Raw genomic sequence first — 25,322 nt, 5'->3', positions numbered from 1 at the left:
GCGAAGTCGCCCGGCCGGAAGGACCCGGCCGGGCGACGACGTACGACTGTGCGGGACTACTGGGCGCCGAAGCGCGAGCGCCACGCCTCCAGGTCCTCGTCGGTGATCTTGGCGAAGAGCACCGGCGGCACCGTGAAGGCGGTCCCGGCCGGCACGGACGCCAGGGCGCGGGCCTCGTCGGCGCCCACCCAGGTCGCCGTGTCGTCCGCCAGGGCGAACGCCTCGCGCATGGCCCGAGCGGACGACGGGATGAACGGCTCAGAGACGACCGCGTACAGGTGGATCAGGTTCATCGCGGTGCGCAGGGTGAGCGCGGCGCCCTCCTGGTCCGTCTTGATCTCCAGCCAGGGGGCCTTCTCCTCCAGGTAGGAGTTGCCCGCGCTCCACAGGGCGCGCAGGGCCTGGGCCGCCTTGCGGAACTGGAGCGCCTCCATGTGGCCCTCGTACTCCGCGAGCAGCCGCGCGATCTCCTCGCCCAGCTTCCGCTCGGCGTCCCCGGCCTCCTTGCCCGCCGGCACCTCGTCGCCGAACCGCTTGCGCGAGAAGGAGAGCACCCGGTTCACGAAGTTGCCGAGGGTGTCGGCCAGGTCCTTGTTCACCGAGGTGGCGAACAGCTCCCAGGTGAAGGACGTGTCGTCCGACTCCGGGGCCTGCGCCATCAGGAAGTAGCGCCAGTAGTCGGCGGGCAGCAGCTCCAGGGCGGTGTCCGAGAAGATGCCGCGCTGCTGCGACGTCGAGAACTTGCCGCCGTAGTAGTTCAGCCAGTTGAACGCCTTGACGTGATCGACCCGCTTGACCGGCTCACGGGTGCCGATCTGCATGGCCGGGAACATCACCGTGTGGAACGGGACGTTGTCCTTGGCCATGAACTGCGTGTACCGGACGTCGGACGCCTCGTACCACCAGGACTTCCAGTCCCGGCTCTCCGGCTCCAGGTCCGCCCACTCCTTCGTCGCACCGAGGTACTCGATGGGGGCGTCGAACCAGACGTAGAAGACCTTGCCCTCGGCCGCCAGCTCCGGCCAGGTGTCGGCCGGCACGGGCACGCCCCACTCCAGGTCGCGGGTGATCGACCGGTCGTGCAGGCCCTCGGTGAGCCACTTGCGGGCGATCGAGGACGCCAGGTGCGGCCACTCGTCGCTGGTCTCGTCGATCCACGCCTCGACGTCGCCGGACAGCTTCGACTGGAGGAGGAAGAGGTGCTTGGTCTCCCGGACCTCCAGCTCGCTGCTGCCGCTGATCGCGGAGCGCGGCTCGATCAGGTCCGTCGGGTCCAGGACCCGGGTGCAGTTCTCGCACTGGTCGCCGCGCGCCTTGTCGTACCCGCAGTGCGGGCACGTACCGACGATGTAGCGGTCCGGCAGGAAGCGGTCGTCGGCGATCGAGAAGACCTGGCGGACCGCCCGCTCCTCGATGAAGCCGTTCTCGTGCAGCTTGCGGGCGAAGTGCTGGGTGATCTCGCGGTTCTCGGCGGAGGAGCTGCGCCCGAAGTAGTCGAACGCGAGCCCGAACCCGTCGTAGACCGCCTTCTGCGCGTCGTGCTGCTGCGCACAGAACTCGGCCACCGGCAGCCCGGCCGCCTTCGCGGCCAGCTCCGCCGGGGTGCCGTGCTCGTCGGTGGCGCAGATGTACAGCGCCTCCTCGCCCCGCTGGCGCAGATACCGCGTGTAGACGTCCGCCGGGAGCATCGACCCGACCAGGTTCCCCAGGTGCTTGATCCCGTTGATGTAGGGAAGCGCGCTGGTGATCAGGTGTCGAGTCATCGTCGGATGCTCCCAATTTCTACGGTGCCGGTGCCTCTGTCGCAGGCGTCTGCATCCTATCGAACGGGGAACGCCCCCCTTTACCGGATTTCCGGCGCCCTCAGCACTCGATGATGTTCACCGCGAGCCCGCCCCGCGCCGTCTCCTTGTACTTGGACATGTCGGCACCCTGGCGCGCCATGCCCTTGACCTGCATGTTCCAGGGTGTCCGAGGGGCGATCCAGGTCCGCAGGGACTTCTCAGGGACTTTCGGCCGGGAGGGGTCCCGCAGCCAGGCGTCCATCGCGGCGAGCCCACGGTGCCCCGCACCGGGCATGAAGTGAGCGTAGTGGTCGAGCGTGACCTTCGGCGTCGAGTGCCCGAGCCACTTGGACAGGCTGACGACCGACTCGCCGGCCTCCAGCTGCACGCTCGCGTAGGTGTGACGGAGGACGTGGAACATGTCCTCGCGTGGGGCGGCAGCGCGCAACCCGGCGGATTCGGTTGCCGTCGTGCCGCACCTTCTCACCCACGGGCTTGATCAGCCCGGCAGCGGCGAGCGCACGCTTCCAGCTGCGGTCGTTCCAGGTGCGGTTGCCGTGCGACGAGGTGAAAATCAAATCGACGGTAATCGGCTTCCGTTGACGCTCCTCAAGCGTGGTGGTCGGAGCCTCGGGGTTCCGCCACGGCAGCGTGCAGGGAGTCGACGGGAACCGGCGGAAGTGAGAGCGCGCCCTCACCGCCAGGTTGGCCGGCAGCGGGACCTCGCGGATCTTGCGCCCCTTGGGGATCGAGAAGTAGGGGCGCCCCTTGATGTCCCACCTGAACTGGCGGCGGACGTGAACGACGCCGGCCGCGAAGTCGAAGTCCTCTTCGGCGAGACCGACCGCTCGCCTTGGCGCAGCCCGAGACCGATGCCGAGGTCGACCGCGATCTGGTAACGCTCCTGCAGCTCCGCGGACGGCGTCGACGACCTCACGTGACCACGCCTTGGCCTTGCTGTCGATCGCACGTGGGGGCTTGACGCTGTTCTTCATCTTCATCGGGTTGCGCAGCAGACGCTGGTCGTCGACGGCACTGCCGAGGATCGAGGACAAATGTCCCCAGATCACCTCTGCCGTCGATTCCTCGACCCTTGTGAGTAGTGCTGCCTTGGGCTGTCGCGGGACCCGTGCTGGGAGCTGTGCCGCTCGCCCTTGCCGCCATGTCCGCCGCACAGACCGCAGGTCGGCACTTGCCCGCTGCTGCCATCAGGAAGGAGTCCAAGAAACATGGACTCGGCAAGCGTGTGGAGGGAGTCGACCTCAGCGGCAAGCAGGTTCTGCTCGTCGAGGACACGTCCACGACGGGCTCTTCGACACTCGTAGCCATCAAAGCTGTCCATGATCAGAGCGCGGACGTCGCGGGGGTGCTCCTCCTGGTTGACCGCGGAGGCGCGGGCCCCATCACTGCTGCGGGTGTACCCGTGCGTAGCGTCTTCACCGGATCCGAACTGTTGGCGAAGTAGAGGAGGATCGCGCTTGTGAACCATCGGTTTCCTCTTCCGCCCTCACCGGGCGACTTTCGGCCGAAGTTGGGCGGCGTGGCCCCCTTACGGGTTCTACCCTCGTTTTTTCAGGAGCGCTGGCTAACGCGGTAGGGGACTTCGGGAAGTGCCTCGTAGGTCAGGACATGGCTCAGCAGGGGCTTCTCGTGCGACGACATCCGGAATCCTAGGTCGTGGCGCAAGACCGCATGGAGATTTCCGCGCTCTTCCGAACCAGGACACCATGAGTAGCGAAGTGGACATGACACAACAGCGAACTCTTGACTCCGTCGGCTGGATCTCCTGTGAGGGGGGTCGACTTCTCGTCGTCAGGACTAAGGGGCGTGACGCGTTCTATCTACCCGGCGGAAAGCTGGAGCCGGGGGAATCTCCGGAAGAGGCCCTCGTCCGCGAGGTGCGCGAAGAGTTGGGGCTCAAGCTTCAATCGTCCACCCTCGTGCACTTTGGCACGGTGTCGGCACCGGCGCATGCGCAGCCGGGAGTCCAGCTGAGCATGCGGTGCTTCACCGGAGAAGCAGATGGAGTTCCACAGGTCGGGGGTGAGATTGCCGAGATGGGTTGGGTGAGCAAAGAGCAGTCCGACCTGTGCGCACCCGCCGTCCGGGAGGTGCTGCGGCTTCTCCCCGATCTGTGAAATATGGGCCGGAGGGGCATATTTCATGGCGGCGGAGGTCGAGCGCTCTGAGGCGGTAGCGGTGGGATGAGTGCGGGGGCGTGGGAGGTCCGCACTCCGGTAGGGCGAGAAGAGGGGCCGGTGGTCGCCGGCCGCTCTGATGGGTCAGTCGCTCGGCTGGTCAGGCCGGGTTCTGTTGGCTGCCCACCCACTCGTTCACGCTGGGTCCGAGGAGTTCTGCTCCAGGGGGCGCGAGCAGAACGCCCTCGGCCAGGGCGGGAAGGCTGGGTGGGGCGGCGGTGACAGGCCGGGCGTCGCCGGTGGCTTCGAGCAGGGCACGGGCTAAGTCGGGCAGGCGGACCTGTTCGGCACCGGCGACCTGGCGGTCGCGGGAATCGGCGGTGGCGGCCTCGATGAGGACCTGGGCGACGGTGGTCACGGCGACGGGCTGGATGAGCCAGTCCTCAACCCGCACCTCGGTCTCGGTCTGTGTGACCGCACCGGGGTTGAGGGCGAATTCCATCCATTGAGCTGAGCGGATGATCGTGTGCGGCAGGTCGGTCTTGTTCAGGGCCTGTTCCTGTGCGCGCTTGGCGAGGTAATAGTCGAACTGGTCAAAGACAGGGTCGTCGATGTTGCAGATCGACAGGTGCACCAGGCGCTGCACCCCGACCTGTTTGCAGACGGCTATGAGTCGGTCTGTGGCATCGGCAAAGGTCGCAACCAGGTCGGCGTCGCCGGTGGCGGGAAAGGCGTTGGAAGTGTCGATGACCACGTCGGCGCCGCGGATGCCCTCGACGAGGCCCGCACCGGTGTGCAGGTCGACCCCGGTGGCGCGCGACAAGGCGAGAACCTCATGTCCGGCCTGCTGCGCAGCGAAGGTGGCGGCACGGCCGGCGGTGCCGGTGGCCCCCACGATGGCGATCTTCAAGACGGGTTCTCCTCCATAGATCGGGTTCCAGGGGGGAAGCATGGTGCGGCACCGCGCGTCACGATCGCTCTCGGTCTCGTAATCGCAGGTCCCGCTACCTGGCTGTGCCCGCTGCACTCATGGCCTCAGACGGCGAGAGCGCCGGCTCGGTCCTGATGTCGGCCGTATTCAACCGCAAGCAGCGAAGTCTCCGGAGGATATCCAAGGGACTTTTCAGGGACTTTCACGTCTGTCCCAGGGAGGTTCCAGGGGTTTTCCGTCGCGTGAGCAGGGAAGGCCCCGACAACGCTGAAAGATACGAAAGCGCTGGTCGGGGCCTTCCCGCCTAGCACTCGATGATGTTCACCGCGAGCCCGCCCCGCGCCGTCTCCTTGTACTTGACGGACATGTCCGCCCCGGTCTCCTTCATCGTCTTGATGACCTTGTCCAGGGAGACCTTGTGGCTGCCGTCGCCGCGCAGGGCCATCTTCGCCGCCGTGACCGCCTTCACCGCGGCCATGCCGTTGCGCTCGATGCACGGGATCTGGACGAGGCCGCCGACCGGGTCGCAGGTGAGGCCCAGGTTGTGCTCCATGCCGATCTCGGCGGCGTTCTCCACCTGCTCGGGGGTGCCGCCCAGGACCTCGGCGAGGGCGCCGGCGGCCATGGAGCAGGCGGAGCCGACCTCGCCCTGGCAGCCGACCTCGGCGCCGGAGATGGAGGCGTTCTCCTTGAACAGCATGCCGATCGCGCCGGCCGCCAGCAGGAAGCGGACGATGCTGTCGTCCTTCTCGGCCTCCGTCGCGCCGCCCGCCGCGAAGTTCACGTAGTAGTGCAGGACGGCCGGGATGATGCCGGCCGCGCCGTTCGTCGGCGCGGTGACCACGCGGCCGCCCGCCGCGTTCTCCTCGTTGACCGCCATCGCGTAGAGGGTGATCCACTCCATGGCGTGCGTCTGCGGGTCGCCCTCCGCGCGCAGCTGGCGGGCGGTCTTCGCGGCGCGGCGGTGCACCCTGAGGCCGCCGGGCAGGACGCCCTCGCGGGACATCCCGCGCGTCACGCACGCCTGCATGGCCCGCCAGATGCCGAGGAGCCCGGAGTGGATCTCCTCCTCGGTGCGCCAGGCGCGCTCGTTCTCCAGCATCAGCGAGGAGATCGACAGACCGGTCTCGCGGGCGAGGCGCAGCAGTTCGTCGCCGGTGCGGAAGGGGTATTTCAGGACCGTGTCGTCGAGCACGATCCGGTCCTCGCCCACGGCGTCCTCGTCCACGACGAAGCCGCCGCCGACCGAGTAGTACGTCTTCTCCAGGAGCGGGGCGCCCTCGGTGTCGTACGCGAAGACGGTCATGCCGTTGGCGTGGTACGGGAGCGCCTTGCGGCGGTGCAGGACCAGCTGCTCGTCCGCGTCGAAGGGGATCTCGTGCATGCCGAGGAGGCTGATCCGGCCGCCGGTGCGGATCGCCTCGACGCGTTCGTCGGCCGTCTCGACGTCGACGGTGCGCGGGGACTCGCCCTCCAGGCCGAGCAGGACCGCCTTGGGGGTGCCGTGGCCGTGGCCGGTGGCACCGAGGGAGCCGTAGAGCTCGGCCCGGATCGAGGCGGTGTGGGCGAGCAGGCCCTCGTTCTTCAGGCGGCGCGCGAACATACGGGCCGCGCGCATGGGGCCGACCGTATGGGAGCTGGACGGGCCGATGCCGATCGAGAACAGGTCGAAGACCGAGATGGCCACGGGGGACTCCTAAGGGTTGGTAGACGCCGTTGTCTGCCGGGTAGTGCGGTACGGGCCGGGTCGGCCCGACGTGCGGGTGACAAGGGATGGGGCACCACGCCCACTGTTCAGTGTGCGGGGTGCCCCATCCGGAAGCGCGAACGCGCCGGGTCGGCTACTTCAGGCCGGGGTACAGCGGGAACTTCTCGGCCAGCTTCGCGACCCGGGCCTTCAGGCCGTCCGCGTCGTAGGACGGCTTGAGGGCCGAGGCGATGATCTCGGCGACCTCGGTGAAGTCCTCGGCGCGGAAGCCGCGGGTGGCCAGGGCCGGGGTGCCGATCCGGAGGCCGGAGGTGACCATCGGCGGGCGCGGGTCGTTGGGGACGGCGTTCCGGTTGACCGTGATGCCGATCTCGTGGAGCCGGTCCTCGGCCTGCTGGCCGTCCAGCTCGGAGTCGCGCAGGTCCACCAGGACCAGGTGCACGTCGGTGCCGCCGGACAGGACGGAGACGCCCACCTCGGTGACGTCGGGCTGGACCAGGCGCTCGGCCAGGATGCGGGCGCCCTCCAGGGTGCGCTGCTGGCGCTCCTTGAACTCCTCGCCCGCCGCGACCTTGAAGGAGACCGCCTTGGCCGCGATCACGTGCTCCAGCGGGCCGCCCTGCTGACCCGGGAAGACCGCCGAGTTGATCTTCTTGGCGAGCTCCTGGGTGGAGAGGATCACACCGCCGCGCGGACCGCCGAGGGTCTTGTGCGTGGTGGTGGTGACGACGTGGGCGTGCGGCACCGGGTTGGGGTGCAGGCCCGCGGCGACCAGACCGGCGAAGTGCGCCATGTCGACCATCAGGTACGCGCCGACCTCGTCCGCGATGCGGCGGAAGGCGGCGAAGTCCAGCTGACGCGGGTACGCGGACCAGCCGGCGACGATCAGCTGCGGCTTCGCCTCCTTGGCCAGGCGCTCCACCTCGGCCATGTCCACGACACCGGTGTCGTCCACGTGGTACGGGACCACGTTGTAGAGCTTGCCGGAGAAGTTGATCTTCATGCCGTGGGTCAGGTGACCGCCGTGCGCCAGGTTCAGGCCCATGATGGTGTCGCCCGGCTTCAGCAGCGCGAACATCGCGGCGGCGTTCGCCTGCGCACCGGAGTGCGGCTGGACGTTCGCGGCCTCGGCGCCGAAGAGCGCCTTGATCCGGTCGATCGCGATCTGCTCGACCACGTCGACGTGCTCACAGCCGCCGTAGTAGCGGCGGCCGGGGTAGCCCTCGGCGTACTTGTTGGTCAGGACGGAGCCCTGCGCCTCCATGACCGCGACCGGAGCGAAGTTCTCCGAGGCGATCATTTCGAGCGTGGACTGCTGGCGCAGGAGCTCGGCGTCGACGGCGGCGGCGACGTCCGGGTCCAGCTCGTGGAGGGAGGAGTTGAGAAGCGACATCAGGTGGTCCCTTGGGGTCTCAGTTGCCGGAGAACTCGGAGTACTCGTCGGCGGAGAGCAGGTCCTTCGGCTCCTCCGCGACACGTACCTTGAACAGCCAGCCGCCTTCGAACGGAGCGGAGTTGACCAGCGAGGGGTCGTCCACGACGGCCTGGTTGGACTCCGTGACCTCACCGGTCACCGGGGAGTACAGGTCGCTGACCGACTTGGTCGACTCCAGCTCGCCGCAGGTCTCGCCCGCGGTCACGGTGGCGCCGACCTCCGGGAGGTCGGCGTAGACGACGTCACCGAGCGCGTTGGCCGCGTGCTCGGTGATGCCGACCGTGGCCACGCCGTCCTCGGCGGGCGACAGCCACTCGTGCTCCTTGCTGTACCGCAGCTGCTGGGGGTTGCTCATGGTCTGAATTCTCCTGTACGCGGGGAGTGCGGATGAACGGTGGTCTTGCGGTGTGAGACGGGACCGCGTCACGTACGCGGCACCGGCCGGGTCCTACGGTTCTACTTCTTGCGCTTGTAGAAGGGGAGCGCCACGACCTCGTACGGCTCCTGGCTGCCTCGGATCTCCACCGCGACTCCTGCGGTGCCCGGCTCGGCGTGTGCCGCGTCGACGTACGCCATGGCGATCGGCCTGCCCAGGGTGGGGGAGGGGGCGCCCGAGGTGACCTCGCCGATGACCTGACCGCCGGCCACGACCGGGAACCCGGCGCGCGGCACCCGGCGGCCCTCGGCGACCAGGCCGACGAGCTTGCGGGGCGGGGCGGTCTCGGCGCGCTCCGCGGCGGCCTCCAGCGCCTCGCGGCCGACGAAGTCGCCGTCCTTCTCGAACTTCACGACCCGGCCGAGCCCGGCGTCGAACGGGGTCAGCGAGGTCGTCAGCTCGTGCCCGTACAGCGGCATGCCCGCCTCCAGGCGCAGCGTGTCACGGCAGGACAGGCCGCACGGGACCAGGCCGTGCGCGGCGCCCGCCTCGGTGAGCGCCTGCCACAGCCGCTCGGCGTCGCCGGGCGCGACGAACAGTTCAAATCCGTCCTCGCCGGTGTAGCCGGTACGGGCGATCAGCGCGGGCACCCCGGCGACCGTGCCGGGCAGCCCGGCGTAGTACTTCAGGCCGTCCAGGTCGGCGTCGGTCACCGCCGCGAGGATCGCCGGGGACTCGGGGCCCTGCACCGCGAGCAGCGCGTAGGCGTCGCGGTCGTCGCGGACCTCGGCGTCGAAGCCGGCGGCGCGCTCGGTGAGCGTGTCCAGGACGAGCTGGGCGTTGCCGGCGTTGGCGACGACCATGTACTCCGTGTCCTGGAGGCGGTAGACGATCAGGTCGTCCAGGATGCCGCCGTCCTCGGCGCAGATCATGGTGTAGCGGGCCCGGCCCGTCGAGACCGTGCCGATGTTGCCGACCAGCGCGTAGTTCAGCAGGTCCACGGCCTGCGGGCCGGTGACCGTGATCTCACCCATGTGGGACAGGTCGAAGAGGCCGGCCCTGGTGCGGACGGCGTTGTGCTCGTCGCGCTCGCTGGCGTACCGCAGCGGCATGTCCCAGCCCGCGAAGTCGGTCATCGTGGCGCCCAGCGAACGGTGCAACGCGTCCAGGGCGGTGAGGCGGGGGGTACTGCTCATGAAACGGGCTCCCAGGGCATGACGACGGCGAGGGCGATCCCTCCCCATCTGTCATCGGAACCTGAGAGGTTCGCCGAGAGGCCCCGCGAGGGTCGGCTTGCACCTTGGGTGGAGCCGCCGGGCGGCTCGCTTTTCAGATATGCCTCATCCACGCGGTACGGGGCCTGAGAGATTCAAGGGAGGATCTTGCTCCTTCGGCGCCCGGCGCGGTGACCGGGACTCTCCCGCGCGGATTCAAGCGGCCTGTATGCAGTTGGCGGGGTCATCATCGCACGCGTTCCGGGGGAGTGGGGCCCCGGGACCGGTGGGGCCCGTCACGCTTTCGCGGCGGGTCGCACGGTTGTGCCGCATTACCTTTTCTTTACACTTCCGGGGTAGATACCGGTCCTGCACGCGTCGGCCGTACGGCCAGGGGGAGGCGATGACGTTGCGCTACGCGACGACCGCGGGAACCACGAGCACCGCGCTGCCCGCGCAGTCCGGCTCACCGCCCCGGCAGGCGGTGGGCACCCATCCGCCCGTCGTCCGCGACCTGCGGGGACGGGCCGGCCCGCCCGCCCTGCGCTTCGCCGCCGGGGACATCGTGGTGGTCTCCGGGCTCCCCGGCAGCGGCAAGTCCACCCTGATCTCCCGCACCGCCCCGGCGTACGCGGTCGACTCCCAGGACACCCGGGACCGCTGGGCCCGCCGGCTCCCCCGCTTACTCCCGTACGTCCTCTACCGCCCGCTCGTGCGCCTCGCCCACTATCGCGGCCTGCGGCGGGTGCTGCGCTCCGGCGCCCCCGTCGTCGTCCACGACTGCGGTACGCAGAGCTGGGTCCGCGCCCGGCTCGCCCGCCATGCCCGGCGCCGGGGCACCCGCCTGCATCTGGTCCTGCTGGACGTCTCCGCCCGGACCGCGCGCGAGGGCCAGCGCGAGCGCGGCCGGGGCGTCTCCGCGTACGCCTTCGCCCGGCACCGCAGAGCCGTGGGGCGGCTGCTGCGGGACACCGAGGCGGGGCTGCTGCCGCGCGGCTGCGCCTCGGCGGTGCTGCTCGACCGCGAGGCGGCCGGGGCGATCACCCGCATCACGTTCGCAGAAGCACAGCCCGACGGCTGAAACCGGACCGTCCAACAGCCGGACAGTAGCCGGGTACGGACGGTTTCCGGACAGCCCCTGACAGCGACGGAGACCGGGCGAGGCCGTACCCTCTTGCTGCACGGCAACGGGGCGAGAGGGAAGCAGTGGACATTCCGGCACAGGCCGGGAGCCTGCCGCGGGGCGGCTGGCCGGCCAATGAACTCGAAGAGGTCCTTGGCGCCTCGCTCGGCGTCCCGGAGGCGGGCGGCCGCCTGCTGGAGGTGCTCGGCCGCAGCCACGTCTGGGTGCCGCTGCCGGGCGGCGGCGGACCCGACGCCGGGCAGCTCGACCTGCCCGCGCTGGAGATCGACGGCGCCGCGTACGTCCCCGTCTACAGCTCCGAGCACCAGTTCCTCACCTGCGTCGGCGACCGGATGTCCTTCACCGTCGCCCCCGCCGTCGAGTTCGCCCGCGGCCTGCCCCCGCAGCTCGGCATCGCCGTGAACCCGGGCGGCGCCGTCGGCATGCCGCTGCCCCCGCCCGCCGTCGCCGAGCTGTGCCGGGCCGGGCGCACCCCGCTCGACGGCCCGGCCACCGGGGGCCGGGTCCGGCTGTACGAGCCGGACTGGAAGGAGGAGCCCGTCGACTTCCTGGCCGCCGCGGCCGGCGAGTTCCAGGAGAGCGGAGTAGTCCGCACCGCCCGCCGCGCCCTCGCCAGCATCGAGGGCGACGACCCCGTGCTCTTCGTCGGCGTCGAGTTCTCCACCTGGGACGGCGCCGGACAGAGCGCCCCGATGGACGCCCTGGGCCGGGCGCTGGGCCGCGTCGCGGTGCCGTGGCCGGTCAATCTGGTGCTCCTCGACGTGGCGCAGGACCCGGTCGCCGACTGGATGCGCGAGCGGGTGCGGCCCTTCTACACGCGCGCCCCGGAGTGACGGGGGGCGGCCGTGGCGTCAAGCCGGTGACAGTGCGGCCGCATAAGCTGGTTTGATGGCTGAAGGCCGATGCCCGGTGGCCGAAGCAGAGGATCTACGAGGGGCGGGACCCAGGGTGAGCGCGTCAGGCACCGCGGCGGCCGGTCAGGTCGAGCACACGCTGCGACAGGTCGCGCCCGGGCGCTACGACGCGTACGAGGCGCTGCTCCGCGCCCTGGCGGCCGGCCGGGTCTGGATGCTCCTCTGGCACGGCCGCCCCGGCGCCCCCGACGCCCAGTACGGGAACATGGAGGTCGACGGCCTCGGCTACGCCCCGTGCGTCACCTCCCCCCAGGAGCTCGCCGCCAGCGGCTGGAGCCGGGACCACGAGGTGGTCGCCGGTCTGGACGTCGCGCGCGCCCTCTACCCCGACCGCTGGGGCGTCTGGCTCAATCCACACGCCCCGGGCGGCGGCGTCGGCATCCCCTGGCTGGACCTGCGCCGCATCGCGACCGGCCTCGACCGGATGCCCGCCGGCCCGCTGCGGATCAGCGAACCGGCCATCCAGCTCCCGCAGTTCTACGCCCAGCTCACGCAGAACGCCCACCACACCCCCGCGATCCGCTCGCTGCGCCGCGCCTGGGTGCAGCCCGCGCTCGGCGTCCCGTATCTCGCCGTCGGCCTCGACCTGTACGACACCAGCGGGCCGTCGGTCGACGCGGTGCGCGGGATGATGCGCCAGTCGATCGGTGCCGTCCCCGAGGGGCTGCCGGTCTCCACGGTCGCGATGTCCGACGAGTACGACCCGGTCGCGATGTGGCTGCGCGCCAACTCCCGCCCCTTCTACGACCGCGAGGCGCACGCCGCGCCCGGTTACGGCTACCCCCAGGCGCCCGCGTACTGAGCCCGCGCCAGTCCTCCGGCGGTCCGGGGGCGCCGCGGGCGCTTCGCGGTCCGCGCGCGAAGTGTTCGTTATCGCTGTTTTGCGGCCGAGAGGCCCGATTGCCGAGTCCGGCTGTTCGGATACCGGTTGCGTTCTGGCGTCATCACGTTTGAGCAAACATTCCCCGTCAGGTCTGGCGGGTGTGCGCGCAGTGGCTGAAGACTCCCACGCAACTAGGCATGTACGAGCCGCTATCGCGGCGGTGACGGGCCGGCCGCCGCCGGCCGAGAGGGGTCTCCAGCGCAATGACGGCACCTATCGAGACCACCAGGGCGGATACGCGGCCCGAAGCGGTGCTGGAGGGCGCGGGCCGCAAGGAGATCGAGGGCCGCTCGCTCGGCCGCATCGCCTGGACCCGCTTCAAGCGGGACAAGGCGGCGATGGCCGGCGGCATCGTCGTCGTCCTGCTGATCCTCACCGCGGTGCTGTCCAAGCCGCTCCAGTCGCTCCTCGGGCTCGACCCCAACGCGTTCAACCAGAGCCTGGTCGACCCCGTCATGCTGGCGCCCAAGGGCGACTTCGGCGGGATCAGCTGGGACCACCCGTTCGGCGTCGAACCGCAGACCGGCCGCGACATCTTCGCGCGCATCCTCGAAGGCTCCTGGGTCTCGCTCGTGGTCGCCGTCGGCTCCACCCTGCTCTCCGTCGTCATCGGCGTCGTCATGGGTGTCGTGGCCGGGTTCTACGGAGGCTGGGTGGACAGCCTGATCAGCCGGCTGATGGACACCTTCCTGGCCTTCCCGCTGCTGCTCTTCGCGATCTCCATCTCCGCCTCCCTCCAGGGCAACGCCTTCGGGCTGGAGGGCCTCACGCTGCGGATCGCGGTCCTGATCTTCGTGATCGGCTTCTTCAGCTGGCCGTACATCGGCCGCATCGTGCGTGCGCAGACGCTGTCGCTCCGCGAGCGCGAATTCGTGGAGGCGGCCAGATCGTTGGGGGCCCGGGGGCCGTTCATCCTCTTCCGCGAGCTGCTGCCCAACCTGGTCGCGCCGATCCTCGTCTACGCGACGCTGCTGATCCCCACGAACATCCTGTTCGAGGCGGCCCTGTCCTTCCTGGGCGTGGGCATCGCACCTCCGCAGGCGTCCTGGGGCGGCATGCTCACACAGGCGGTCGACCTCTACGAGGTGGACCCGATGTTCATGGTCATCCCCGGCATGGCGATCTTCGTCACCGTGCTGGCCTTCAACCTGCTGGGGGACGGGCTGCGTGACGCACTCGACCCTCGTGGCAAGTAAACGCGGCACTGCCGCACAGGACTAGCGAGGGGGCTTTCCTCAGCATGCAGAACAGAAAGACAGCGGCGCTCGTGGCCGTCGCGATCGCGGTGTCGCTCGCCGCCACGGCGTGCAGCAAGGACTCGGACGGCGGCGGCAAGGGCGGTGGCGGCGGCGGCAGCAGCGCCAAGGCCGACGCCGGCCTGACGAGCATCGTCAACGCCAGCGACAAGAAGGGCGGGACGGTCACCTACGAGCACACCAGTGGCCCGGACTCGCTCGACCCCGGCAACACGTACTACGGCTGGGTGCAGAACTTCGCCCGCCTGTACGCCCGTTCGCTGGTGACCTTCAAGCCGGCCGCCGGCAAGGAGAGCCTGGAGGTCGTCCCCGACCTCGCCACCGGCCTCGGCAAGGCGAGCGCGGACGCGAAGACCTGGACGTACACGCTCCGCAAGGGCGTGAAGTTCGAGGACGGCTCCGAGATCACCTCGCAGGACGTCAAGTACGCCATCGAGCGCTCCAACTTCGCGCCCGAGGCCCTGTCCAACGGGCCCACGTACTTCAAGGCGTACCTCGAAGGCGGCGACAAGTACAAGGGCCCGTACAAGGACAAGTCCCCCGAGGGCCTGAAGTCCATCGAGACCCCGGACAAGTACACGATCGTCTTCCACCTCAACAAGCCGTTCGCGGACATGGACTACCTGGCCGCCTTCTCGCAGACGGCCCCGATCCAGCAGAAGGCCGACACGGGCGCCAGCTACGTCCAGAAGATGGTCTCCTCCGGCCCCTACAAGTTCTCGGCGTACGACGAGAGCAAGGGCGCGACCCTGGTCCGCAACCCGGAGTGGGACCCCAAGACGGACCCGATCCGCAAGGCGCTGCCGGACAGGATCGAGCTGAAGTTCAACGTCAACCCCACCACGGTCGACGAGCACCTGCTCAACAACGAGACCACGGCGGACATCGCGGGCACCGGCCTGCAGTCCAAGACCCAGCCCAAGGTGCTCGCCAAGTCGTCGGAGAAGGCGAAGACGGACAACCCGTACGCCGGCGCCCTGCAGTACCTCGCGCTGAACGTCAACGTGAAGCCGTTCGACAACGTCGAGTGCCGCAAGGCCGTCCAGTACGCCGTCGACAAGCGGAGCATGGTCGACTCGATCGGCGGCTCTGTCAAGGGCGACCCGGCCAGCACGGTCATCCCGCCGACCGTCGCCGGCTACAAGAAGTTCGACCTCTACCCGACCGAGGGCAGCAAGGGCGACGCGGCCAAGGCCAAGGAGCACCTGGCCAAGTGCGGTCACCCGGACGGCTTCAAGACCACGCTGACGGCGCGCTCCGACCGTCCTGACGAGGTCACCGCCGCCACCCAGCTCCAGAACAGCCTGAAGGCGATCGGTATCACCGCCGAGATCAAGCAGTTCCCGGCGGACAAGTACTTCACCGACTTCGCGGGCGTCCCGGCCTGGGTCCACAAGAACAACGCGGGCATGATGATGATGGCCTGGGGCGCCGACTGGCCGACCGGCTTCGGCTTCCTTGACCAGATCGTCAACGGCTCGGCCATCAAGCCCTCCGGCGGCACCAACCTGATGGAGCTGAACGACAAGGGGATCAACAACCTCCTCGTCAAGGGCATCGGGACCGTCGACACCGCGGAGCGCAACGCCACGTGGGGCGAGGTCGACCAGAAGGTCATGGAGAACGCCTCGGTCGTTCCCCTCTTCTACCGCAAGAACCTGCTCTACCGCCCGGACTCCGCGGCGAACGTCACCGTCACCGACGCGTACCTCGGCATGTACGACTACGTGCTCATGACGTCCACCAAGTAGCGCCTGTTCATCAAAAGCATCCCCTGAAAGGCAGGTGAAGGCGCCGGGCGGCGGGGTTTCCCGCCCCACCCGCCCGGCGCCGCACGGCTGTGGCTGCGTATATCATCCGACGCGTATTCGCCGCGGTGTTGCTGCTGCTGGTGGTCAGCGCAGTCACGTTCGCGATCTTCTTCCTGGTGCCCCGCCTCGGCGGGCAGACCCTCGACTCCATGGCCGCCCAGTACGTGGGGAAGAGCCCCGACCCCGACGTCATCGCCGCGGTCAAGAAGAACCTGGGGCTGGACCAGCCCCTGTACCTCCAGTACTGGCACTTCATCAAGGGCATCGTGGCCGGCGCCGAGTACCAGTTCGGCCCGGACCCGGTCACCTGCAACGCCCCGTGCTTCGGTTACTCGTTCAAGACCCACACCGAGATCTGGCCGCAGCTCGTGGACCGGGTCCCGGTCACGCTCTCGCTGGCCGTCGGTGCCGCCGTCATCTGGGTCGTCTCCGGTGTCGCGATCGGCGTCGTCTCCGCGCTGAAGCGGGGCTCGCTCTTCGACCGCCTCTCCATGGGCGTCGCCCTCGCCGGCGTCTCCCTCCCGATGTTCTTCACCGGCCTGGTGGTCCTGGCGCTCTTCGGCAACGGGGAGTACGTGCCCATCACCGAGGACCCGGTCGCCTGGGCGGGCAGCCTGGTCCTGCCCTGGTGCACGCTCGCCCTGCTGTACTCCGCGCTCTACGCCCGGCTCACCCGGGCCGGGATGCTGGAGACCATGGGCGAGGACTACATCCGCACCGCGCGCGCCAAGGGTCTCCAGGAACGCAAGGTGGTCGTCAAGCACGGACTGCGGTCCGCGCTCACCCCGCTGGTCACGATCTTCGGCATGGACTTCGCGCTGCTCCTCGGCGGCGCGGTCATCACCGAACGCGTCTTCTCCTTCCAGGGGCTCGGCGCCTTCGCGATCCAGGGCGTGACCACCGCCGACCTGCCCAAGGTGATGGGCGTGACCCTGGTCGCGGCCTTCTTCATCGTCATCTGCAACCTGCTGGTGGACCTCGTGTACGCCGCGATCGACCCCCGGGTGAGGCTCTCATGAGCGGCGCGACCAAGAAGGACTCCCAGCAGGCCGGGACCGTGCCGGCCCCGCGCGAGGGCGACGGCCGCCCGTTCCTCTCCGTACGCGACCTCAGCGTCCACTTCGACACCGACGACGGCCTCGTCAAGTCCGTGGACGGCGTCAGCTTCGACCTGGAGGCCGGCCAGACCCTCGGCATCGTCGGCGAGTCCGGCTCCGGCAAGTCCGTGACCTCGCTGGGGATCATGGGCCTGCACACCTCGGAGCGGGCCCGGATCGGCGGCGAGATCTGGCTGGACGGCGAGGAGCTGATCGGCTCGGGCGGCGATCGCGTGCGCAGGCTGCGCGGCCAGAAGATGGCCATGATCTTCCAGGACCCGCTGTCCGCCCTGCACCCGTACTACACGATCGGCGCGCAGATCGTGGAGGCCCACCGGGTCCACCACAAGGTCGACAAGAAGACCGCGAAGAAGCGGGCCATCGAGATGCTGGACCGGGTCGGCATCCCCGAACCGCACCGCCGGTACGACGACTACCCGCACCAGTTCTCCGGCGGCATGCGCCAGCGCGCGATGATCGCGATGGCCCTGGTCAACAACCCGCAGCTGCTCATCGCCGACGAGCCGACGACCGCCCTCGACGTCACCGTCCAGGCGCAGATCCTCGACCTGATCCGCGATCTGCAGAAGGAGTTCGGCTCCGCGGTCATCATGATCACCCACGACCTCGGTGTCGTCGCCGAGATCGCGGACGAGATCCTCGTGATGTACGCGGGCCGGTGCGTCGAGCGCGGCTCCGCCGAGAAGGTGTTCTACGAGCCCCAGCACCCGTACACCTGGGGCCTGCTCGGCTCGATGCCGCGGATCGACCGGGAGCAGACCGAGCGGCTGATCCCCGTCAAGGGCTCGCCGCCCAGTCTCATCAACGTCCCGTCGGGCTGCGCCTTCCACCCGCGCTGCCCGTACGCCGACGTCCCGCCCGACAACATCACCCGCACCGAGCGTCCGGAGCTGCAGCAGGTCGGCGACGGGCACTACTCCGCGTGCCACATGTCGCGCGAGCAGCGGGAACGGATCTGGACCGAAGAGATTGCGCCGAAGCTGTGACTGAGCTGAACAAGAAGACTCCCGCGCCGGCCGCGGCCGGGTCGGACGGGTCCGGCCCCGAGCCGCTCCTCAAGGTGGACGGCCTGGTCAAGCACTTCCCGATCACCAAGGGCGTCCTGAAGCGCAAGGTCGGCGCGGTCCAGGCGGTCGACGGGCTCACCTTCGACGTGCGCCCCGGGGAGACCCTGGGCGTCGTCGGCGAGTCGGGCTGCGGCAAGTCGACCATGGGCCGGCTGGTGACCCGGCTGCTGGAGCCGACCGGCGGCAAGGTCGAATTCCAGGGCCGCGACATCACCCACCTGTCCGCCGGACGGCTGCGGCCGATGCGGCGCGACATCCAGATGATCTTCCAGGACCCGTACGGCTCGCTGAACCCGCGCCACACGGTCGGCGGCATCGTCTCCACCCCCTTCCGGCTCCAGGGCGTCAAGCCCGAGGGAGGCGTGAAGGCGGAGGTCCAGCGGCTGCTGGAGCTGGTCGGGCTCAACCCCGAGCACTACAACCGCTACCCGCACGAGTTCTCCGGCGGCCAGCGCCAGCGCATCGGCATCGCCCGGGCGCTCGCGCTCAAGCCGAAGCTGGTCGTCGCGGACGAGCCGGTCTCCGCGCTGGACGTGTCGATCCAGGCGCAGGTGGTGAACCTGCTGGACGACCTCCAGGACGAGCTCGGGCTCACGTACATGATCATCGCGCACGACCTGTCGGTGATCCGCCACGTCTCGGACCGGATCGCGGTCATGTACCTCGGCAAGATCGTCGAACTGGCGGACCGCAAGTCGCTGTACGAGGCGCCGATGCACCCGTACACCAAGGCGCTGATGTCCGCGGTGCCGGTGCCGGACCCGCGCCGGCGCGGTGCCAAGAGCGACCGCATCCTGCTCAAGGGCGATGTGCCGTCACCGATCTCGCCGCCCGCCGGCTGCCGGTTCCACACCCGCTGCTGGAAGGCGACGAAGGTCTGCGGGACGACCGAGCCGCCGCTGCTCCAGCTGAAGACCGGGCACCAGGTGGCCTGCCACCACCCGGAGAACGGCGAGGACCAGGTGCCGGGCGACGCGCCGCTGGCCACGGACGTCATCACGGTCAGGTCGGCGCCCGCGGAGCCGTCCGCCAAGCCCGCGGAGGCGGCCCAGCCCGCCCCGGACGGTACGAAGGAGCAGTAAGGGCACAATTGCCCGGTGCTCAACGAACTGTTCACGCCCTCCGTCCAGCACGCGCTCGACATCGTGGGGATCTTCGTCTTCGCGATCTCGGGCGCCCTGCTCGCCGTACGCAAGAACTTCGATGTCTTCGGCATCGCGGTGCTCGCCGAGGTGACCGCGCTGGGCGGAGGGCTGTTCCGTGACCTGATCATCGGAGCGGTGCCGCCCGCGGCCTTCACCGATCTGGGGTACTTCACCACCCCGCTGCTCGCCGCCGGACTGGTCTTCTTCCTCCACCCGCACGTGGAGCGCATCCAGGTCGGCGTGAACGTCTTCGACGCGGCCGGTCTCGGGCTGTTCTGCGTGGCCGGCACGGTGAAGGCGTACGACTACGGGCTCGGCCTCACCTCGTCGGCGGCGCTCGGCCTGGCCACGGCGGTCGGCGGCGGTGTCCTGCGGGACGTCCTGGCCAACGAGGTGCCGTCGCTGCTGCGCTGGGACCGGGACCTGTACGCGGTGCCCGCCATGGTGGGCGCCACCATGATCGTGCTCTGCATCCGCTTCGACGCGCTCAACGCCCTGACCAGCGGCGCGGCCGTGATCACCGCGTTCGTCCTGCGGCTGCTCGCGCTCCGCTTCCACTGGCGGGCGCCGCGCGCCTACAACCGGCGCTCGGCACGGGCGGACGAGGCGTGACCCACTCGGGGCCGCAAAAAGCTACCGCTCAGTAATACAATCGGTGTACGGTGCCCCCATGGCACAGGCAACCATCGGGGACAGCGAGTTCGACCGGGACACCGCGGTCACCCTGCGCGAAGAGGGCGTCTACGACGCGGAGCTCTCGGCGGGCTGGACGATCATCCAGGCCGTCAACGGCGGCTATCTGCTGGCGATGCTGGGCCGCGCGCTCGGCGAGGCCCTGCCGCACGCGGACCCGTTCTCCGTCTCCGCGCACTACCTCACCGCGTCCGTGCCCGGCCCGGCGGTGATCCGGACCCAGACCGTCCGCACCGGCCGGACCCTCTCCACCGGTCAGGCGTCCCTCTTCCAGTACGCCGAGGACGGCACCGAGGTCGAGCGCATCCGGGTCCTCGCCACCTACGGCGACCTCGACGCGCTCAGCGACGACGTCCGCACCTCCGCCAAGCCGCCGGCCATTCCGCCGCGCGAGCACTGCCTCGGCCCCGCCGACGGACCGGCGCCGATCCCGGGCAGCTCCGCGATCACCGACCGGCTCGACATCAAGCTGGACCCGGCGACCATCGGCTGGGCGATCGGGCAGCCCTCCGGCAAGGGCGAGATGCGCGGCTGGTTCGGGCTGGCCGACGGCCGCGACCCCGACCCGCTCTCCCTGCTGCTCACCGTGGACGCCCTCCCGCCGACCTCGTTCGAGCTCGGGCTCAAGGGCTGGACGCCCACCATCGAGCTCACCACGCACATCCGCTGCCGCCCGGCCCCGGGCCCGCTCCGCGTCTCCATCACCACCCGCAACCTGGCGGGCGGCTTCCTGGAGGAGGACGCGGACGTGTGGGACAGCGCCGACCGCCTGGTCGCCCAGTCCCGCCAGCTCGCCCGGGCCCCGCGCGGCTGACGTATCCCCTTCCCTTCCTCAGGCGCCCTGGGCCGGCTCGTCGAGCCAGTGCAGGGCGCCCAGTGCGATGAGCCGGAGCCGGCGCCCCGCCGTCCGGGCCACCCGCTCGTCGTCCGCCGGACCCGCGTCCAGCAGCGCCGACGCGGTGATCACCATGTGGTCCACATAGAGGCCGCCCAGCATCAGCAGGTCCTCCTCGGCCCAGCCCTCCGCCCCCGGCTCCGCCGCGAGGGCCGCCGCCACCTCCTCGGCGAACAGCCGCAGCTGCGCCGCGATGGCCTCCCGGACGGGGCCGACCCCGCCGTGCCGCTCCCGCGCGATGAAGCGGAAGTGCGCGGGCTGCTCCCGCACATGACGCCGTATCAGCTCCACGCTGCGGTCGAGCCGGACCTCACTGTCGCCCGTCCCGGCGAGTATCGCGCCGATCATGCCGTGCAGGCTGCCCAGGGTCTGTTCGACCAGGGCCACCCCGAGCGCGGGCACGTTCTCGAAGTGCCGGTAGAAGGCCGTGGGCGCCAGGCCGGCCGCCCGGGTCACCTCGCGCAGCCCGAGGCTGCTCAGGCTCTGCTCATCGAGCAGCCCGAGGGCCGCGTCCAGCAGCGCCTGGCGCGTGCGCAGCTTCTGGTTCTGGCGGACCCCCGCGGTGTGACTCATGCCATTCAGTAAACAACTGTTCTCCGAGGCGGGGAAGAGCCGCACGGGTTTAGACTCGTGAGTCAGTGAACAGTCGTACTCCCAATGGTCCTCCCGCACACGGAAAGGCCGAACATGATCGTCCTCGTCGCCGCCCTGCTCCTGCTGGGGATCGTGCTGGGAGTGGTGGCCCAGATCCCACTTCCCCTGTCGCTGGCCCTCGGCGCCCTCATCGGCTGCTGGCTGCTCGTCTTCGCCGTACGCGAGCGGGCGCGGGGTTCCCGATGAGCGCGCCGGCCCCCGCCGCCCCGCGCTCCCGCCGGGACGCCGACGGGCTCGCCGTCGCCTCGTTCGTGCTCGGGCTCGTCGGGCTGCTGGTGATGAACCTCCTGCTGGGCCCCACCGCCATCGTGATGGCGCTCGTCGCCCTGGCCCGCTCCACCGCCCGGCGCGCCCGCGCCCTTCTCGGCCTCGCGCTCGGCGTCGCCGACCTGGTGGTCCTCGCCTGCCTGGTCACCGCGGACGACACCGTCTCCTGGGGCTTCGGCGGCTGACCGGCGCGGCGGAGCGCGGTGCGCGGGGCCCCGTGCGCCCGCCGTACGTCTCCGGCCTGATCCAGACGTCGGGCCCGGGCCCGGGGCTCGTAGAATCGAGCCCACCATGGCTTACCTCGACCACGCCGCGACCACGCCGATGCTTCCCGAGGCGATCGCGGCGATGACCGCGCAGCTCGCCGTCACGGGCAACGCGTCCTCACTCCACGCCGCCGGGCGCCGGGCCCGCCGTACCGTCGAGGAGTCCCGGGAATCCCTCGCCGACGCCCTCGGCGCGCGCCCCAGCGAGGTGGTCTTCACCTCCGGCGGCACGGAGTCGGACAACCTCGCGGTGAAGGGCCTCTACTGGGCCCGCCGCGACGCCGACCCCCGCCGCACCCGGGTCCTCGCCAGCCCCGTCGAGCACCACGCCGTGCTCGACGCCGTCGACTGGCTCGCCACCCACGAGGGCGCCACCGTCGAATACCTCCCCGTCGACCGGTACGGGCGCGTCCACCCCGAGGCGCTGCGCGAGGCGGTCCTGCGCGACCCCGGCGACGTCGCGCTGATCACCGTCATGTGGGCCAACAACGAGATCGGCACGATCCTGCCGGTACGCGAACTGGCCGAGGTGGCCCGGGAGTTCGACATCCCGATGCACGCCGACGCGGTCCAGGCCTTCGGCCAGCTCGACGTGGACTTCGCCGCGTCCGGGCTCGCCGCGATGACCGTCAGCGCGCACAAGATCGGCGGGCCCACCGGTGTCGGCGCGCTGCTGCTCGGCCGCGAGTACGCCCCGGTGCCCGTGCTGCACGGCGGCGGGCAGGAGCGCCATGTGCGCTCGGGCACCCTCGACGTGCCGGGCATCGCCGCGTTCGCCGTCGCCGGACGGATCGCCGCCGACCGGCGCGAGGACTTCGCCCGGGAGACCGGCGCGCTCCGCGACGAGCTGGCCGCCGCCGTCCTGGCGGAGGTGCCCGACGCCCTCCTGGGCGGCGATCCGGCACCGGGCGGCCGTCTCCCGGCCAACGCGCACTTCACCTTCCCCGGCTGCGAGGGCGACTCGCTCCTGCTGCTGCTGGACGCCCAGGGCATCGAATGCTCCACCGGCTCCGCCTGCACCGCCGGGATCGCCCAGCCCAGCCACGTGCTGCTGGCCACGGGCACCGATCCGGACCTGGCCCGGGGCACCCTGCGCTTCTCGCTCGGCCACACCTCCACCGGGCAGGACGTCGAGGACGTGGCCCGCGCGATCGGCCCGGCGGTGGAACGGGCGCGGTCGGCGGGGCTCAGCTGAGGGGTGCCCCGCGATCACCGGGGGCGGGCGGCGCCACTCCCGCCTCGCCCCCTACCCCCGCTCCCCGGACGTGACCGCGCGGCGGACCAGCTCCATGTAGCGGTCCCAGTCCCAGCCGCGGCCCGGGTCCGTGTGGTCGGCGCCAGGCACCTCCACGTGCCCGATGATGTGCTCGCGGTCCACCGGGATGTCGTACCGCCCGCATATCGCCGCGGTGAGCTTCGCCGACGCCCCGTACATCGCGGCGGTGAAGTCCTGCGGGCGCTCCACGAAGCCCTCGTGCTCGATGCCCACACTGCGTTCGTTGTACGAGCGGTTGCCCGCGTGGAACGCCACGTCCAGCTCGCGGATCATCTGCGTCACATGCCCGTCCCGGCGCACCACGTAATGCGCCGCCGCCCGGTGCCCGGGGTCCTGGAAGGCGCGGACCGCGCTGCTGAAGCTGCCCTGGGTGACATGGACGACCACCCGGTCGATGCCGTAGTCGTCGGGGCGGTCGGCCCGCCGCCAGTTCGCCTCCGCCGCCGCCACCCACGTCGCCCCCGCGTAGTCCACCGCGCCGGGGGTGCGCGGCTTCTCCACGCCCGGCAGCCGCCACCAGGCCCGCTTCAGCTGGTCCCGGGCCAGCGCGGCGGTGCCCACGGCCGTGACGGCACCGCCGATCAGCACCGAACGCCGGCTGATCCCGGTCCCGGTGCCACCGCCGTCCGTCCCCTTGGTCCCCATGTGGTGGACAACGCTTGTCCGCGAGCTTTCGGTTCCCGCCCCCACGTACTCTGGTGGGGCTATGACTGAGACTCCCCAGCGCCCCCTCCGCGTCCTCGCCGCCATGTCCGGCGGTGTCGATTCCGCCGTCGCCGCGGCCCGTGCCGCCGAGGCGGGGCACGACGTGACCGGTGTGCACCTCGCCCTCTCCGCGAACCCGCAGTCCTTCCGGACCGGCGCCCGGGGCTGTTGCACCATCGAGGACTCCCGCGACGCCCGCCGCGCCGCGGACGTCATCGGCATCCCCTTCTACGTCTGGGACCTGGCGGAACGCTTCCGCGAGGACGTCGTGGAGGACTTCGTCGCCGAGTACGAGGCCGGGCGCACCCCCAACCCGTGCCTGCGCTGCAACGAGAAGATCAAGTTCGCCGCGCTGCTCGACAAGGCGCTCGCGCTCGGCTTCGACGCCGTGTGCACCGGCCACTACGCCACCGTCGTCACCGGCGCGGACGGCAGCCGCGAGCTGCACCGCGCCTCGGACATGGCCAAGGACCAGAGCTACGTGCTCGGCGTCCTGGACGAACGCCAGCTCGCCCACGCGATGTTCCCGCTCGGCGACACCCTCACCACCAAGGACGAGATCCGCGCCGAGGCCGAGCGCCGGGGCCTCGCCGTCGCCAAGAAGCCCGACAGCCACGACATCTGCTTCATCGCGGACGGCGACACCCAGGGCTTCCTCGCGGACCGCCTCGGCGGCAGGGCGGAGGGCGACATCCTGGACGAGTCCGGCACGAAGCTGGGCACCCACGACGGCGCCTTCGGCTTCACCATCGGCCAGCGCAAGGGCCTGCGCATCGGCCACCCGGCCCCCGACGGCAAGCCGCGCTACGTCCTGGACATCTCGCCGGTGAACAACACGGTGACCGTCGGCCCCGCCGAGGCCCTGGACGTCACCGCGCTCACCGCGATCAAGCCCCGCTGGTGCGGAACGCCCCCGTCCGGCCCGGGGGCGTACACCGCGCAGCTCCGCGCCCACGGCGGCGAGACCGAGGTCACCGCCGAGCTGACCGGCGACACCCTGCGGGTGGCGTTCGCCGAGCCGGTGCGCGGGGTCGCCCCCGGCCAGGCGGTCGTGCTGTACGACGGCACCCGCGTGGTCGGCTCCGCGACGATCGCGACGACGGTGCGCCGGGAGCGCGCGGCGGCGGGCTGAGCCCCGTACGGCAGCGAACCCCGCGCCGCCACGCCCGACCCCAGTACGGGCGTGGCCGCGCGGGGCGCACCGGAGCGCGCCGCGGGTTCCAGGGTCCGCCGCAGCGGCTCTCGCCGCATCCCGGCGGCCATGGCCCCCTGTCGGTGGTCAGCGGGCGATCAGCTCCGTCTCGTAGAAGCAGAAGTGGTCCCTGACCGCCTCGACCCCGGCCTTCGGCTCCTCGTACACCCAGGCCAGGTCGGCGGCTCCGGGCAGCGACCAGTAGGACGCGTCCCCCTTGAACGGGCAGTGCGTGCGGGTGTCCGACGGCGTCAGCAGCTCCGTACGGACGTCCTCGGGCGGCAGGTAGTAGCGGACCGGACAGCCGGTCTCGCGCAGGACGAGCGGGCGCCGGCTCTCTGCGAGCAGCAGCCCGTCGTGTACGACGCGGACGTGCTCCGCGCCGGGCTCGACGGTGATGCGGTGTCCTCGGATGGAAGTCATACCTGTCACAGCCGCTCCAGGCGCGTG

General features: G+C 70.6%; 25 protein-coding genes and 1 riboswitch. Of the genes, 15 read left to right on the top strand and 10 right to left on the bottom strand.

Annotated features, from left to right (window positions below; translation table 11 throughout):
* Positions 1–56 precede the first annotated feature (56 nt).
* The gene (gene metG / locus FKN01_RS12430) at positions 57–1,763 is read right to left on the bottom strand and encodes a methionine--tRNA ligase (protein WP_143619609.1); all 1,707 of its coding nucleotides are present in this window, start codon (positions 1,761–1,763) and stop codon (positions 57–59) included.
* 100 nt (positions 1,764–1,863) lie between these two features.
* The gene (locus FKN01_RS33110) at positions 1,864–2,205 is read right to left on the bottom strand and encodes a hypothetical protein (protein ID WP_260696860.1); all 342 of its coding nucleotides are present in this window, start codon (positions 2,203–2,205) and stop codon (positions 1,864–1,866) included.
* A gap of 1,306 nt (positions 2,206–3,511) precedes the next feature.
* Here FKN01_RS33110 and FKN01_RS12415 point away from each other — a divergent pair.
* Entirely contained in the window at positions 3,512–3,922 is a 411-nt protein-coding gene (locus FKN01_RS12415) for an NUDIX domain-containing protein (RefSeq protein WP_221939364.1), read from the top strand.
* Positions 3,923–4,082: 160 nt separating this feature from the next.
* On the opposite strand, the gene FKN01_RS12410 is transcribed toward FKN01_RS12415, so the two are convergent.
* From FKN01_RS12410 to gcvT, 5 genes are all read right to left on the bottom strand, one after another.
* A complete protein-coding gene (locus FKN01_RS12410; RefSeq protein ID WP_143619605.1) occupies positions 4,083–4,832 on the bottom strand; it encodes an SDR family oxidoreductase in 750 nt (249 codons plus the stop codon).
* A gap of 325 nt (positions 4,833–5,157) precedes the next feature.
* The gene (locus FKN01_RS12405; RefSeq protein ID WP_143619603.1) at positions 5,158–6,540 is read right to left on the bottom strand and encodes an L-serine ammonia-lyase; all 1,383 of its coding nucleotides are present in this window, start codon (positions 6,538–6,540) and stop codon (positions 5,158–5,160) included.
* A gap of 154 nt (positions 6,541–6,694) precedes the next feature.
* On the bottom strand, positions 6,695–7,954 hold the full coding sequence (gene glyA / locus FKN01_RS12400) for a serine hydroxymethyltransferase (RefSeq protein WP_143619601.1): 1,260 nt from the start codon (positions 7,952–7,954) through the stop codon (positions 6,695–6,697).
* A gap of 19 nt (positions 7,955–7,973) precedes the next feature.
* Positions 7,974–8,351 carry a glycine cleavage system protein GcvH gene (gene gcvH / locus FKN01_RS12395; protein WP_143619599.1) on the bottom strand — a complete coding sequence of 126 codons (378 nt, stop codon included), beginning with the start codon at positions 8,349–8,351 and terminating at the stop codon, positions 7,974–7,976.
* 101 nt (positions 8,352–8,452) lie between these two features.
* The gene (gene gcvT, locus FKN01_RS12390; RefSeq protein WP_143619597.1) at positions 8,453–9,568 is read right to left on the bottom strand and encodes a glycine cleavage system aminomethyltransferase GcvT; all 1,116 of its coding nucleotides are present in this window, start codon (positions 9,566–9,568) and stop codon (positions 8,453–8,455) included.
* A gap of 143 nt (positions 9,569–9,711) precedes the next feature.
* Positions 9,712–9,805, bottom strand: a riboswitch (glycine riboswitch).
* Positions 9,806–9,989: 184 nt separating this feature from the next.
* On the opposite strand from gcvT, the gene FKN01_RS12385 reads away from it, so the two are divergent.
* The 10 genes from FKN01_RS12385 (at position 9,990) to FKN01_RS12340 (ending at position 20,431) form a co-directional block, all read left to right on the top strand.
* Positions 9,990–10,667, top strand: a complete 678-nt coding sequence (locus FKN01_RS12385; RefSeq protein ID WP_143619595.1) for an AAA family ATPase — start codon at positions 9,990–9,992, stop codon at positions 10,665–10,667.
* Positions 10,668–10,792: 125 nt separating this feature from the next.
* Complete coding sequence (locus FKN01_RS12380; protein ID WP_143619593.1) at positions 10,793–11,563, top strand: enhanced serine sensitivity protein SseB; 771 nt, start codon at positions 10,793–10,795, stop codon at positions 11,561–11,563.
* Between the two features lie 115 nt (positions 11,564–11,678).
* Positions 11,679–12,446 (top strand): enhanced serine sensitivity protein SseB C-terminal domain-containing protein, encoded by a 768-nt coding sequence (locus FKN01_RS12375; protein WP_143619590.1) that lies wholly within the window; start codon positions 11,679–11,681, stop codon positions 12,444–12,446.
* Between the two features lie 284 nt (positions 12,447–12,730).
* The gene (locus FKN01_RS12370) at positions 12,731–13,723 is read left to right on the top strand and encodes an ABC transporter permease (protein WP_143619588.1); all 993 of its coding nucleotides are present in this window, start codon (positions 12,731–12,733) and stop codon (positions 13,721–13,723) included.
* A gap of 44 nt (positions 13,724–13,767) precedes the next feature.
* Positions 13,768–15,534: an ABC transporter substrate-binding protein gene (locus tag FKN01_RS12365; RefSeq protein WP_143619586.1), complete on the top strand. Its 1,767-nt coding sequence runs from the start codon at positions 13,768–13,770 to the stop codon at positions 15,532–15,534.
* Positions 15,535–15,623: 89 nt separating this feature from the next.
* Positions 15,624–16,613, top strand: a complete 990-nt coding sequence (locus FKN01_RS12360) for an ABC transporter permease (RefSeq protein ID WP_143619584.1) — start codon at positions 15,624–15,626, stop codon at positions 16,611–16,613.
* Entirely contained in the window at positions 16,610–17,698 is a 1,089-nt protein-coding gene (locus FKN01_RS12355; protein ID WP_143619582.1) for an ABC transporter ATP-binding protein, read from the top strand. Before FKN01_RS12360 ends, FKN01_RS12355 begins: the two co-directional genes overlap by 4 nt.
* Complete coding sequence (locus FKN01_RS12350) at positions 17,695–18,861, top strand: ABC transporter ATP-binding protein (protein WP_143619580.1); 1,167 nt, start codon at positions 17,695–17,697, stop codon at positions 18,859–18,861. Before FKN01_RS12355 ends, FKN01_RS12350 begins: the two co-directional genes overlap by 4 nt.
* 15 nt (positions 18,862–18,876) lie before the next feature.
* Positions 18,877–19,536 carry a trimeric intracellular cation channel family protein gene (locus tag FKN01_RS12345; RefSeq protein ID WP_143619578.1) on the top strand — a complete coding sequence of 220 codons (660 nt, stop codon included), beginning with the start codon at positions 18,877–18,879 and terminating at the stop codon, positions 19,534–19,536.
* A 58-nt stretch (positions 19,537–19,594) separates the two neighbouring features.
* Positions 19,595–20,431, top strand: coding sequence for a thioesterase family protein (locus FKN01_RS12340; protein ID WP_143619576.1), 837 nt, complete (start codon positions 19,595–19,597; stop codon positions 20,429–20,431).
* 18 nt (positions 20,432–20,449) lie between these two features.
* Here the strand turns inward: FKN01_RS12340 and FKN01_RS12335 are convergent, their stop codons facing one another.
* Entirely contained in the window at positions 20,450–21,085 is a 636-nt protein-coding gene (locus FKN01_RS12335) for a TetR family transcriptional regulator (RefSeq protein WP_143619574.1), read from the bottom strand.
* A 114-nt stretch (positions 21,086–21,199) separates the two neighbouring features.
* Between FKN01_RS12335 and FKN01_RS32515 the strand changes: the two genes are divergently transcribed.
* The 3 genes from FKN01_RS32515 to FKN01_RS12325 all read left to right on the top strand — a co-directional run bounded on the left by FKN01_RS32515 (position 21,200) and on the right by FKN01_RS12325 (position 22,894).
* Positions 21,200–21,352, top strand: coding sequence for a hypothetical protein (locus FKN01_RS32515; RefSeq protein WP_185992825.1), 153 nt, complete (start codon positions 21,200–21,202; stop codon positions 21,350–21,352).
* A complete protein-coding gene (locus tag FKN01_RS12330; RefSeq protein WP_143619573.1) occupies positions 21,349–21,618 on the top strand; it encodes a DUF4190 domain-containing protein in 270 nt (89 codons plus the stop codon). The genes FKN01_RS32515 and FKN01_RS12330 overlap by 4 nt, the downstream gene beginning before the upstream one ends.
* A gap of 106 nt (positions 21,619–21,724) precedes the next feature.
* Positions 21,725–22,894 carry a cysteine desulfurase family protein gene (locus FKN01_RS12325; protein WP_143619571.1) on the top strand — a complete coding sequence of 390 codons (1,170 nt, stop codon included), beginning with the start codon at positions 21,725–21,727 and terminating at the stop codon, positions 22,892–22,894.
* 51 nt (positions 22,895–22,945) lie between these two features.
* Here the strand turns inward: FKN01_RS12325 and FKN01_RS12320 are convergent, their stop codons facing one another.
* The gene (locus tag FKN01_RS12320; RefSeq protein WP_143619570.1) at positions 22,946–23,620 is read right to left on the bottom strand and encodes an N-acetylmuramoyl-L-alanine amidase; all 675 of its coding nucleotides are present in this window, start codon (positions 23,618–23,620) and stop codon (positions 22,946–22,948) included.
* A gap of 61 nt (positions 23,621–23,681) precedes the next feature.
* Between FKN01_RS12320 and mnmA the strand changes: the two genes are divergently transcribed.
* The gene (gene mnmA, locus FKN01_RS12315; RefSeq protein WP_143619568.1) at positions 23,682–24,812 is read left to right on the top strand and encodes a tRNA 2-thiouridine(34) synthase MnmA; all 1,131 of its coding nucleotides are present in this window, start codon (positions 23,682–23,684) and stop codon (positions 24,810–24,812) included.
* A 147-nt stretch (positions 24,813–24,959) separates the two neighbouring features.
* Here the strand turns inward: mnmA and FKN01_RS12310 are convergent, their stop codons facing one another.
* A complete protein-coding gene (locus tag FKN01_RS12310; RefSeq protein WP_143619566.1) occupies positions 24,960–25,295 on the bottom strand; it encodes a DUF427 domain-containing protein in 336 nt (111 codons plus the stop codon).
* Between the last annotated feature and the right edge of the window lie 27 nt (positions 25,296–25,322).

The sequence above is a fragment of the Streptomyces sp. 130 genome, from assembly GCF_007096885.1.
GTDB lineage: Bacteria > Actinomycetota > Actinomycetes > Streptomycetales > Streptomycetaceae > Streptomyces.
The sequence above is the reverse complement of the archived record's forward strand: the minus strand, read 5'-3'. Positions and strand labels throughout refer to the sequence as shown.